Source organism: Streptomyces sp. NPDC107538, assembly GCF_055657445.1.
In genome coordinates this window covers 519628-532056 of record NZ_JBVKAY010000007.1, presented here as the reverse complement: position 1 = coordinate 532056, position 12429 = coordinate 519628, and the positions used below count along the sequence as shown (strand labels likewise).

The 12429-nt window shown below is 73.6% G+C and carries 7 protein-coding genes and 1 pseudogene; 5 read left to right on the top strand and 3 right to left on the bottom strand.

The genetic code is table 11. The features are described from left to right. Positions 1-114 precede the first annotated feature (114 nt). On the bottom strand, positions 115-2160 hold the full coding sequence (locus ACZ7MG_RS26940; RefSeq protein WP_471381220.1) for a calcium-binding protein: 2046 nt from the start codon (positions 2158-2160) through the stop codon (positions 115-117). 593 nt (positions 2161-2753) lie between these two features. Here ACZ7MG_RS26940 and ACZ7MG_RS26935 point away from each other — a divergent pair. The 5 genes and pseudogenes from ACZ7MG_RS26935 to ACZ7MG_RS26915 form a co-directional block, all read left to right on the top strand. Next, a pseudogene (locus tag ACZ7MG_RS26935) lies at positions 2754-3407 on the top strand (response regulator); the annotation flags it as partial. 344 nt (positions 3408-3751) lie between these two features. Further along, on the top strand, positions 3752-4870 hold the full coding sequence (locus ACZ7MG_RS26930; protein ID WP_471381218.1) for a sensor histidine kinase: 1119 nt from the start codon (positions 3752-3754) through the stop codon (positions 4868-4870). A gap of 315 nt (positions 4871-5185) precedes the next feature. After that, a complete protein-coding gene (locus ACZ7MG_RS26925; protein WP_471381217.1) occupies positions 5186-6958 on the top strand; it encodes a SulP family inorganic anion transporter in 1773 nt (590 codons plus the stop codon). A gap of 161 nt (positions 6959-7119) precedes the next feature. Further along, on the top strand, positions 7120-7812 hold the full coding sequence (locus ACZ7MG_RS26920) for a sigma-70 family RNA polymerase sigma factor (protein WP_471381216.1): 693 nt from the start codon (positions 7120-7122) through the stop codon (positions 7810-7812). Positions 7813-7960: 148 nt separating this feature from the next. Beyond that, positions 7961-10723 carry a helix-turn-helix transcriptional regulator gene (locus ACZ7MG_RS26915; protein WP_471381214.1) on the top strand — a complete coding sequence of 921 codons (2763 nt, stop codon included), beginning with the start codon at positions 7961-7963 and terminating at the stop codon, positions 10721-10723. Between the two features lie 21 nt (positions 10724-10744). Here ACZ7MG_RS26915 and ACZ7MG_RS26910 read toward each other — a convergent pair whose 3' ends face one another. Beyond that, positions 10745-11197, bottom strand: a complete 453-nt coding sequence (locus ACZ7MG_RS26910) for a hypothetical protein (RefSeq protein WP_471381743.1) — start codon at positions 11195-11197, stop codon at positions 10745-10747. A 189-nt stretch (positions 11198-11386) separates the two neighbouring features. Beyond that, a complete protein-coding gene (locus tag ACZ7MG_RS26905; protein WP_471381212.1) occupies positions 11387-12409 on the bottom strand; it encodes a sulfotransferase family protein in 1023 nt (340 codons plus the stop codon). Positions 12410-12429: the final 20 nt, after the last annotated feature.

The window sequence follows — 12429 nt, the reverse complement described above, 5'->3', positions numbered from 1 at the left end:
GTCGAACACGTCAATCCGAGGCGGCCCCGGCCGAATGCCGCCGGGCCCCGCGTACGGTCGCGCGGGGCCCGGGGTGTCGATGTGCGTTGGGCCTTGAGGGTTGGGCGTTGGGCGTCAGGGGCAGCTGATGCGGATGTCGCCCGGGTCCGTCGTGCAGGTGTCCGTGTTGAGGCCGCCGTTGGCGGTGTCGTTGCCGGAGACGGTGTCGACGGTGTTGAGGTTGTCGGTGCCGCTGTTGCCGATCAGATTGTCGTTGCCGGGGCCGCCGTTGAGGGTGTCGTTCCCGGCGCCGCCGTCGACGCGGTCGTTGCCGTGGCCGCCGTGGACGGTGTCGTTGCCGGAGCCCGCGTTGACGGTGTCGTCGCCGCCGAGGGCGCAGATCACGTCGTTGCCGAAGGTGCCGGTGAGGGTGTCGTTGCCGCTGGTGCCGATACGGGTGCAGCCACGGCTGTTGGTCACCGTGGTGGTCGCCGTGGCCGTGTTGTCGCCGGGGTCGGGGTCGGCCTGTGTGGCGCCGACCGTGGCCCGGTCGGTGAGCGTGCCGGTGGCCCGGGGTTCGGCGGCGACCGTCACCGTGACGACGGCTCCGGGGGCGAGGGTGCCCAGGGCGCAACTGGCGCTCGTGGCGGTGGTGGTGCAGGTGCCCGAGGTGGTGGTCGCCGAGACGACCGAGGCGGCGACGCCGCTCAGCGTGTCGGACAGGGAGACGTTCGTGGCGGAGGTCGTGGTGCTGGTGTTGGTCACGCGCACGGTGTAGGCGGGCCGGTCACCGATGGCGGCCGTGGTGGGGCCGGACTTGGTGACCGACAGGTCCACGTCGGCCGGTGGCGGCGTGCCGCCGCCCTCGAAGCGGGCCAGGGCGAAGTCGGTGTCCGGGCCGCCCCACCCGGCGGCGACGATCCTGCCGTCGGGCTGGAGCGCCACGCCCTGGGCCGCGTCACCGCCGCCGAAGTCCGCGGTCGCGACGCCGCCGGTGCCGAAGCCGGTGTCCTGGCTGCCGCCGGGGTTGTAGCGCAGGACGGCGAAGTCTCCGCCGGGCCCGTTGCTTCCGGCGACGACGATCCGGCCGTCGCCCGGCTGCAGCGCCACGTCCGCGGCTCCGCCGCCGCCGGGGGTGAGGACCCGTCCGTCGCCGTCGAAGGCCGGATCCAGGGTGCCGTCGGGCCGGTAGCGGGCCAGGGCGAATCTGCCGCTGCTGCCGCCCACCGCGACGATCCTGCCGTCGGGCTGGACGGTGATTCCCTCGACGGACTCGTACGCGCCGAAGTCGGTACGTTCCATGCCGTCGCCGCCGAAGGCCGGGTCCAGGGTGCCGTCCGCGGTGTAGCGCAGGACGACGAAGTCGAAGCGGGTGGAGCCGACCTGGCCGCCGACGACGATTTTGCCGTCGGCCTGGAGCGCCAGGGTGCGGCCGTCGCCGCCCTCGTTCAGCCCCGGCGCCGGGTCGGTGGCCACCTGGCCGTCGCCGCCGCCGAAGCCCGTGTCCGGGGAGCCGTCCTCGTTGTACCGGGCCAGCGCGACGCGGCCGCCCGCGCTGCCTACGGCCACGATCTTGCCGTCGGGCTGTACGGCCACGTCCCGGGCCTCGTCCGGGCCCCCGAAATCGGTGAACACCCTGCCGTCACCGCCGCCGAAACCGGAGTCCAGCGTGCCGTCGGTGTTGTACCGGGCCACCGTGAACCAGCAGCAGTTCTCCCACCCGCGCCAGCTGCTGCCGACCACGACGATCTTGCCGTCGGGCTGCAGCGCCAAGGCGTGGGCCTCGCTCCACTGGAGGTCCGGGTCCATGTTGTTGATGGGGGTGGTCACCGTGCCGTCACCGTCGAAGCCGGTGTCCGGGGTGCCGTCGGCATTGTGCCGGGTCAGCGCGAAGCGGCTCTCCGTCGCCGAGTAGTCGGCCGAGGAGCCGACGGAGACGATCTTGCCGTCCGGCTGTACGGCCACGTCGTGGGCGCGATCGTCGTCGGCGAGGTCGGTGAGCAGCCTGCCGTCGCCACTGAAGGTGGGATCGAGGTCGCCGGGGGCCGCGGTGGCGGTGCCGGGGAAGGTGAGGACGAGGGCCAGCACGGTGGCCGCGACGGTCCCGGCGCGGGCCGGGAAGACCCAGCGGGGGCGTTCGCCCCGGCGCCGCCGGGGTGGTCGCACATGAGGTGTGAGCATGTGCGACAGCCTTTCCGGCCTTCGCACACACTGCCGGACGCGTGGGTGGGCGTTGCCCTCACCGGACGCAGGAATCCATCCGCGTGGGTGAGCTGGGGGTGGGGCGGCCGTGGCGGGGGTGGAGTTTCGGCGGGGGGATGGAGGCCGGTGGGCAGAACGGGGGCCGGCGCGGGCCGGGGCGCGAAACGCCGACGCGGGGGCGGGGGTTCGCCGCCGGGGGATACCGCAGGGGGGCGGAGCAGTACCGTCCGGTTCGGTCCGGGCGGGGGCGCCGTTGGTCAGCGGACCAGTTCCGCGGGGTTGGTCGCCTTGCCGGGAAGCCACTTCGCCGACCGCGACGACCGGGCGGGCCAGGCCCGGACTCCCCCCGGCCGTCGGCGGGCAGCGCGGGCTGGACGACGTACGGCAGGACGAGCAGGACGTCCGGGCCGTGGAGGGCGAGGAGCACTTGAAGGGGCGCCGCCCCGCTCGGCCGGTGGCGTTCTACGGTCGGAACCGTGACCGGTGACGGGTGACAATCGACCAGCGACATCGACGTGCGGCCGCGGCCGTACCCCCAGCGACGGCGAGGCGGGACACGAGTGATCCGGGTCATGGTGGTGGACGACGAGGCGTTGGTGCGCTCCGGCTTCCGGCTGATCCTCGGCGCGGCCGACGACATCGAGGTCGTCGCGACCACGACCGGCGCCGAGGCCGTGGACACCGTGCGGGACGAGACCCCGGATGTCGTGCTGCTCGACATCCGGATGCCGGACGTCGACGGGCTGACCGTGCTGCGGCGGCTGCGTACGCTGCCCGAGCCGCCGGTGGTGGCGATGCTGACCACCTTCGACGCGGACGAGTACGTGCTGACCGCGCTGCGCTCCGGCGCGGCCGGGTTTCTGCTCAAGGACACCGAGCCGGAGCAACTGGCGCCGTTGGTGCGGACGTTGGCGGCCGGGGGTGTGGTGATGTCACCGAAGGCGTCCCGGGCCGTCTGGCAGAGCCACCCCGGCGCGGGCGGGGCCGTGGACGAGGAGGCGGCCCGGGTCGGACGGCTCACCGAGCGCGAGCGCGAGGTGCTGGTCCTGGTCGCGGAGGGGCTGTCCAACGCCGACATCGGCACCCGTGTCCACCTCAGCGCGGGCACCGTCAAGGACCACGTCAGCGCGATCCTCACCAAGCTGCGGGTCGGCGGCCGAGTCCAGGCCGCGCTGCTCGCCCAACGAGCCGGCCTGCTCGAAGACACACCACGACACCCCTCGGGGGCTGAGCACGCCTCCGCATCCGGGCGCTCCTCGGGGACCGGCCCCGCCTCGGAGACCGGGCGATCCACGGAGACCGGGCCCTCCCCGAAGTCCGGTGACTCCTCCAGGTCCGGGCACTCCCCAGGGCCCGGCCCCTTCTCCAGCACCGAGCCCTCCCCGGGGCCCAGGCACCCCTCCCCCGAGGCCGGTGCCTCCTCCAAGGCCGGGCGATCCCCAGAGCCCGGCCCCATCTCCGGCACCGGCCCCACCCCGGAGTCCAGGCACCCCTCCCCCGAGGCCGGTGTTGGGCCCTCCCCCGAGGCTGGGCAAACCCCCAAGGCCGGGCGCCCCTCCAGGAGCGGGCGATGACGGCGCCGAGAGGCTGGTGGCAGTGGGTGCCCGGGGCCGTTGTCGATGGGGTGGTCGTCGGCGTCGCGGTCGTGGACGTCGTGCTCAGCCTGGGGGACGCCGACGCCCTCGCGAAGGGCCTGGCGGCGCTGGCCTGCGTCGCGCTGGGCGTGCGGCGGCGTTTCCCGCTGCCGGTCTTCTTGCTCACCCTCCCCGCCAGCCTCATGCTGGACATCGTCTTCGCCCCGTTCGCCGCGCTGTTCACCCTGGCCGAACGCTCCCGCGACCGCCGGCTGCTCGGGGTGTGCGCCGTGCTGTTCGCCCTCGCCTCCGCGGCCCCCTGGCCACCGGCCGACCTCACCGCGCACGAGCGCACCTGGACGGCCGTGTACTTCTTCTACACGCTCGCCACCGCCGCCGCACCCGTACTCCTGGGCCAACTCGTGCAGACGAGACGGGACTTGGCGAGTCGACTGGTCGAGATCGAGGAGGCCCGGGAACACGAGCGGCTGCTGCACTCCCAGGCCGTGGTCGCCCGCGAACGCGCCCAGCTCGCCCGCGAGATGCACGACGTCGTCGCCCACCAGGTCAGCCTGATCGCCGTACAGGCGGGCGCCCTTCAAATGGCCGCCGGTGACCCGGACTTCAAGGAGGGCGCGCGCACCATCCGTACCCTCAGCGTCGACACCCTCGACGAACTGCGCCACATGGTCACCCTGCTCCGCGCCTCCGGGGGCCGGTCCACCGAACTCACCCCCCAGCCCACCCTCGCCGACCTGCACCGCCTCGTCACGACGAGCGGTATCGACACCGAGCTGACCGGCGAACTCCCGCAGGACATCGGCACGCCCGCACAACGCGCCCTCTACCGCACCGTCCAGGAAGCCCTCACCAACGCCCGCAAGCACGCGCCGGGCGCCCGCGCGACCGTACGGCTGTGGCATGCCGACGACGCCTTCGGTGTGACGGTGACGAACACCCGCCCCACCCGCCCGTCCCTCCCCCTGCCCGGTTCCCGCCAGGGCCTCGTGGGCCTGCGGGAACGCGCCGAGCTGCTCCACGGGACGTTCGAGTCCGGCCCCACCGAGGACGGCGGCTACGAGGCCCGGCTCCGCGTCCCGGTCCACCCGGACTGACACCCGGCGCGGGCGAGGCCCGCCAGGGCAATCGGGCCGAGGGATCGCAGTGCGGTGGGTCGACGACGCGTCTGGAACAGGCCCCCCGGCCGATGTCGACGAGCCGAGGGCGGGTGACCCGCGTGCCGAGGGCCACCCGCCGACTGAACCCTGCCCGCCCGGGCGCGGGCCGAGGGACATCCGGGGCCGACACCTCACCGTGCGCGCACGGGACCGCCGTTCGCGTGCCACGCTTGCCGCGCGTGCACGCTCGACACACCCGTGGCGCCGGCCGGAGGACGCCGGGAGCGGCGGGGCAGGACGGAAGGACGGTCTGTGAGATCCGAGCACAACGGCCGGGGGCTCCTCCCCCGGCTGCGGGCCGTTCCCGGGGTCCGCGCGGTGTCGACGTACCGGCGCGAGTGGCTGGCCAAGGACCTGGTCGCGGGGGTCGTGCTGACCACGCTGCTGGTGCCGCAGGGCATGGCGTACGCCGAGTTGGCGGGCCTGCCGCCCATCACCGGGCTGTACACGACGATCCTCTGTCTGCTCGGTTACGCGGTGTGCGGGCCGTCCCGGATCCTGGTGCTGGGCCCGGATTCCTCGCTGGGGCCGATGATCGCCGCGACCGTGCTGCCGCTGGTGGCGGCGGACGGCGACCCCGACCGGGCCGTGGCGCTGGCCTCGGTGCTGGCGCTGATGGTGGCGGCCATCATGATCCTGGCCTCGGTGGCGAAGCTCGGCTTCATCGCCGATCTGATCTCCAAGCCGACGATGATCGGCTATATGAACGGCCTGGCCCTGACGATTCTGATCGGCCAGCTGCCGAAGCTGCTCGGCTTCAAGGTCGACGCGGACAACCTGATCGGCGAGTGCGTCGGCCTCGTACGGGAGCTGGCCGACGGGGCGGTGGTCCCGGCCGCCGCCGCGGTCGGCATCGGCGGGATCGCGCTGATCCTGGTCCTGCAGCGCGTGCTGCCGAAGATCCCCGCCGTGCTGGTGATGGTGGTGCTGGCGATCGCCGCGGCCGTCGTCTTCGATCTCGGCGCGCACGGGGTGAACCTGGTCGGTGAACTGCCCGAGGGTTTCCCGCCGTTCACGGTCCCGGAGATCCGGCTCGCCGATCTCGCCCCGCTGTTCGCCGGTGCGCTGGGCATCGCGCTGGTGTCCTTGGCCGACACGATCTCCAACGCGTCGGCCTTCGCGGCCCGTACGGGTCAGGAGGTCCGCGGCAACCAGGAGATGGCCGGCGTCGGCGTCGCGAACCTGGTGGCGGGTCTCTTCCAGGGCTTCCCGGTCAGCACGAGCGGTTCGCGTACGGCGGTCGCGGAGCGCGCGGGGGCCAGGAGCCAGCTCACGGGCGTGGTCGGGGCGGCGCTGATCGTTCTCATGCTCGTCCTGGTTCCGGGTCTGTTCCGCGATCTGCCCCAGCCCGCCCTGGCGGCGGTGGTGATCACCGCGTCGCTGTCCCTGGCCGACATCCCGGGCGCCGTACGGCTGTGGCGGCAGCGCCGGGCGGAGTTCCTGCTCTGTCTCGCGGCGTTCGTCGGCGTGGCGCTGCTCGGTGTGCTGCCGGGCATCGCCGTGGCCGTGGGCCTGTCCGTCCTGAACGTCTTCCGGCGGGCGTGGTGGCCGTACAACACCGTGCTGGGGCGGGTGCGGGGTCTGGAGGGGTATCACGACGTCCGCTCCTATCCGGGGGCCGGGCGGCTGCCGGGTCTGGTGATCTACCGGTTCGACGCCCCGCTGTTCTTCGCCAACGCCAAGGCCTTCCGTGACGAGGTCGACCGGCTGGCCGACGCCGATCCGCGGCCGAGCTGGATCGTGATCGCGGCGGAGCCCATGACCGACGTGGACACCACCGCCTCGGACGTCCTGGAGGAGCTCGACGAGACGCTCAACGCCCGTGACGTGCATCTGGTGTTCGCCGAGCTGAAGGACCCGGTCCGCGCCAAGATCGAGCGGTACGGGCTGACGCGCACGATCGATCCCCGGCACTTCTTCCCCACGGTGGAGGCGGCCGTCGCCGCCTTCCGGCTGCGCACCGGGGCGGAGTGGACGGAGGGCAGTGACGACCGCCCCGGGGACCGGGGGACCGAGCGTGAGTGAAAGGGGGGAGGGGCCGCGCGGCACCCGGGGGTGCACCAGGGATTCCACGGGTGCGCCCGGGGTCGGCCCCGGACGACGGTGACTGGGTCACAGAGCCGGGCCCCGGCACACGATGTGCCGGGGCCCGGCGGTCCAGACCACCGGGACCGGGGAAGAACGTCATGCGCTTGTCCAACATCGACGTCATGTCGAAGCCGGGCTCGTCCGGCACGGGTAAGGCCAGGAACGTCACGACGACGGGGAGAACGACGGAGGCGACGGCGGACTTCGAGAGCGTCCGTTCCCGGCTGTTCGGGATCGCCTACCGGATGCTGGGGCGGGTCGCCGACGCCGAGGACGTCGTCCAGGACGTCTGGGTCCGCTGGCAGGGCACGGACCGCACACAGGTACGGGACCGGGTCGCGTTCCTCGTGACCGTCACGATCCGGGTCGCGCTCAACGAGGCGACCTCGGCCCGCGCCCGCCACGAGATCAGTGTCGGCGGCTGGTTCCCGGAGGGGGATCCCACGGCCGCCGACCCGGCGCGGGAGGCCGAACACGGGGAGGCCCTGGAACGCGCGGTGGGGCTGCTGATGGAACGGCTCAACCCCGTCGAACGCGCCGTGTACGTGCTGCGCGAGGCCTTCGCGTACCCGTTCCGCGAGATCGCCGAGATCCTCGGCCTGAGCGAGGGCAACGCCCGGCAGGTCGCGCTCCGGGCCCGTAGGCACCTCGCCGGGGAGCGGCACTCCCCGGTCGACGCGGCGGAGCGGGACCGGCTCCTCGAAGCCTTCCTCGACGCGGCCCGGGCCGGCGACATGGCCCACCTCATCGGGCTGTTCCAGGGAGGCCGCGCCCTGACCCGTCCCCGCTGATCCGGGCCCGCGGACCGCCTCGGCGGTCCGCCCCGGTGACCGTGCCACCACCCACGTCGCCGATTGTCCGGGCCACGCGCACGGGGCATGATGGGGGCCGACCCGAGTGGATCAGGGTCTGCTCCTTTGAACTGCGCGGTGGTGGTGGATGGCGAGCGGCACTCCTCGGCGCGGGCTGCGTGGCCGGCGTGGCGAGTGCGGGGCGCTGGATCAGGTGGTGGCCGACGCCAGGGCGGGTCGGAGCCAGGTGCTGGTGCTGCGCGGCGAGCCCGGGGTCGGCAAGACCGCGCTCGTGGAGTACCTGGTGGGGCGGGCGACGGGGTACCTGGTCCTGCGGGCCGCCGGGGTCGAGTCCGAGATGGAGCTGGCGTTCGCCGGGCTGCATCAGCTGTGTGCGCCGGTGCTGGGGCGGCTCGACCGGCTGCCGGAGCCCCAGCGTGACGCTCTGGCCGTCGCGTTCGGGCTGCGGTCGGGCAGCGCGCCGGACCGTTTCATGGTCGGGCTCGCGGTGCTCAGTCTGCTGGCCGAGGTCGCGGAGGAGCGGCCGCTCGTCTGTGTGGTGGACGACGCCCAGTGGCTGGACCGGGTTTCCGCGCAGACGCTCGCCTTCGTGGCACGCCGGCTGCTCGCGGAGCGGGTGGCGCTGGTGTGCGCGGTACGGACGTCGACGACTTCGGCGGCCGACGACCCGTTGGCGGGGCTGCGGGAACTCGTGGTCCCGGGTCTGCGCGACGACGACGCGCGGGCGCTGCTGGACTCGGTGGTCCCGGGCCGGCTGGACGAGCGGGTCCGGGACCGGATCGTCGCCGAGACCCGCGGCAACCCGCTGGCGCTGCTGGAGTTGACGCGGGGGCTGACCGCGGCGGAGCTGGCCGGTGGGTTCGGGCGTCCCGACACCCGTCCGCTGGCGAGTCAGATCGAGCAGAGCTTCCTGCGGCGGATCGACGGACTCCCGGACGCGGCGCGGCGGCTGCTGCTGGCGGCCGCCGCCGAGCCGGTGGGGGACGTGCCGCTGCTGCGTCGGGTGGCCGAGCGGCTCGGCATCGGGGCGGACGCCGCGGGGGTGGCCGAGGCGGCGGGGCTGATCGAGTTCGGGGCGCGGGCGCGGTTCCGGCATCCGTTGGTGCGCTCGGCGGCCTATCGCGCGGCCGACCCCGGTGTACGCCGGGATGTGCACCGGGCGCTGGCGGAGGCGACCGATCCCGCGTTCGACTCGGATCGGCAGGCCTGGCACCGGGCCCACGCGGCGGTGGAGCCCGACGAGGACGTGGCGGGCGAACTGGAGCGTTCGGCCGGCCGGGCCCAGGCGCGGGGCGGTGTCGCGGCGGCGGCCGCGTTCCTGAGACGCGCGACCGAGCTGACGCCCGACCCGGCCAGACGCGGCACGCGGGCGGCGGCCGCCGCGCGGGCGGCCTTCGAGGCCGGGGCTCCCGACGCGGCGCTCGATCTCCTCGCCGCCGCGGAGCTGGGCCCGTTGGACAAGGAGCAGCACGCGCGGCTGGCCCGGCTGCGCGCCCAGATCGTCTTGGCCCGCAGGCGCGGCGGCGAGGCCGTGCCGTCGCTGCTCGACGCGGCCGAGCGGCTGGAACGGGTCGACGAGTCGGAGGCGCGTGAGGCGTATCTCGAAGCGGTCGGGGCGGCGATCTTCGCCGGTCGTGCGCACGGGCGCGTCGGTGTGCGGGAGGTGGCCGAGGCCGCCCGCACCGCACCGCGCGGACCGCGTCCCGCGCGGCCTACGGACGAACTCCTCGACGGCCTCGCGGCCCGTTTCACCGAGGGCTTCGTCAAGGGCGCGCCGGTGCTGAAGCCCGCGCTGCGGGCGTTCCGGCGGGTCGCCGAGCGCGAAGACGACGACGCCATGCGCTGGCTCTGGCTGACCTGGCTGGTCGCCGGCGACCTCTGGGACGACGAGGCCTGGCACGAGCTGACCACGCACGCGGTCCGGGCGGCGCGCGGGACCGGGGCGCTCAACTTCCTTCCCTTGGCCCTCGGTTACCGTGCCGCGGTCCATGTGCACGCCGGAGAGTTCGATCTCGCCTCGGCGTTGATCAACGAGTCCGACGGCATCACGGAGCTGACCGGCAACTCTCCCATCGGCTACCCCGCGCTGCTGCTCGTGGTCTGGCGCGGCGAGGACGCGAACGCGGTCGAGCTGATCCGGGCCGCCGCCCGGGACGCGAGCACCTGGGGCGAGGGCCGGGCGATCGGGCTGGGCCACTATCTGCTCGCGGTGCTGCACAACAGCCTCGGCCGGTACCAGGAGGCTCTGGCGGACGCCGAACGGGCCGGGGAGTACGAGGATCTGGCGAGCGCCGGGTTCTCCCTCGTCGAACTCGTCGAGGCGGGCGCCCGCAGCGACGCGCCCGAGGCCGCGGAGGCGGCCCTGCGCCGGCTTCAGGAGCGGGCCGATGCCTGCGGCACGGACTGGGCCCTCGGTGTTCTGGCCCGGTCGAGGGCGCTGCTCTCCGAGGGCGAGGCCGCCGACGGGCTGTACCGGGAGGCCATCGAGCGCCTGCGGCGCAGCCGGATCGCCGTCCATCTCGCCCGCACCCATCTGGTGTACGGCGAGTGGCTCCGCCGCGAGAACCGGCGCCTCGACGCCCGTGAACACCTGCGCACCGCCTACGACATGCTGCACGGTTTCGGGGCGACCGCCTTCGCCGAGCGTGCCCGTCGGGAGCTTCTGGCCACCGGCGAGTCGGTGCGGCAGCAGACGGTCGACCTGAGTGATGCGCTCACCGCGCAGGAGGCCCAGATCGCCCGGCTGGCCGCCGACGGAAGGACGAACTCCGAGATCGGCGCCGAGCTGTTCATCAGTCCCCGCACGGTCGAATGGCATCTGCACAAGGTGTTCACCAAGCTCGGCGTCAACTCGCGGAACAAGCTGCGCGCGGCGCTGGCCCGCGCCTGACGGTCAGCCCGCTGCTGACGGTCAGGCGACCAGGCAGAGCGCGCGGCCGGGGCGGTTCCGCGCGAAGACGACGAGCCGCAGCACCGCGAAGCGCGCGACGCCGGCGAGGGCGGAGGCCGACAGGTAGACGACCTGTTCGAGCACCGCGCCGGGCTCGGCCACCGACTCGCGCAGGACGAACACCGCCGCACAGGTCACCGCGTACGCCGCTGCCGCCGACCCGGCCGACTGCGTGTGCTGACGCCAGGTGGCGCGCCCGCCCGCGCCGAAGGTGAAGCGGGCGTGCAGTTCGGTGGCGAGGAGCGTGGACGCCACGGTGATCAGGGCGTTGGCCAGGGCCCAGGGCACCCAGGAGGCCAGGGCCGCCACGGCGAAGCTGGAGGCGACGCCGACACCACCGCCGCAGACCACGAAGCGGGCGAAGGCGGTGACGGCGCCGGGCGCCGCCTGCTGCTGGCTCTGCACTGTCTCCATCATCCCGGCCCCCTTGATCGCCCGCCTATTTCTCGATACGCAAACGCTACGTTGCATTTATGGAGTCAGCAACAGAGTTATTGCATGCGATCGACATAAGGGCAGCTAGGAGCCGCTATTTCGTTGCAACGAATGCACTATTAACGCAACAGAACCTCCTCGATTCGTTGCAACCAGTGAGGGTGAACGCTATCCCTGCAGGACGCGGGTGCCGGGAGCGCAGTCGTCCCGGAGCGCGGCCAGCTCTGCGGCCGACAGGCTCAGGGCGGAGCCGCGTCGGCCGTGGTCGAGCAGGGCCGACCCGGTGCGCAGCCACTGCGGCAGGGGGTCGACGCCGATGAACTCCGCCAGGCGGGTCAGCTCCTCGACGGGGTGGTCCAGGAGGCCCTCGTAGGAGAGGGTGGCGCTCCGGTCGGCGGGGAGCCGGTGGAGGAACTCCGTTCCCTCGGTGACGAGTTCGGACCACAGGGTGCCGAAGGTCCGCAGCGGGATGGGCCGGTCGCGTACGAGGGCGGGGTCGAAGCGTTCGCCGAGCAGGGGGGCCAGGTCCGGGGGCAGCGCGCGGACGTGTTCGGGGGTCAGGTCGGCGAAGCTGTCGACACCGCAGCGGGCCTTGATCTCGCGGAGCAGGGAGATCGCGCGGTATCCGGGATGACGGCTCATCGACAGGGCGCAGTCGGGGCCGTCGCGGAACAGGTGCACGAACCTGGCGTCGGGGAAGGCCTCCCGCAGTCGCGGGGCCCAGCCGGTGGAGTAGCCGGAGCGCTCCACGACGGCGGTGCGGCCGAACCGGGCGCGGAGCAGGGCGAACAGGGCCCGGTGGTGCTCGGCGGCCGGCCGCCCGGGCCAGCGGACCACCGCCGCGCCGAGCTCGTCGAGGAGGCCGTCCGGGTCGTCCGTGAGATGCGGCAGCACCATCAGGGAGAGCGCGGGAATGCCCGTCGTCGCGCTCGTGTACCTGCCGGGGCGGCGGGTGTACAGGAACTCCGGCAGCGGCACACCGCTGCGGATCATCCGCTCGAAGTGCGGCGCCGGACGGTACAGCGCCTGCCAGAACTCCTCGCCGTCCACCTCCCCCGCCGGGAAGGCCGCGTCGCCGACGGAGGCCAAGTACTCGTTCAGACTCAGTACGTCCGGATGAGCGTTGAGGATGCGGGACAGCGCCGTCGAACCACTGCGCCCCGTGCCGTAGACGAAGGTCGGAGAAAGCATGATCCTCTTTGATCCCCTTT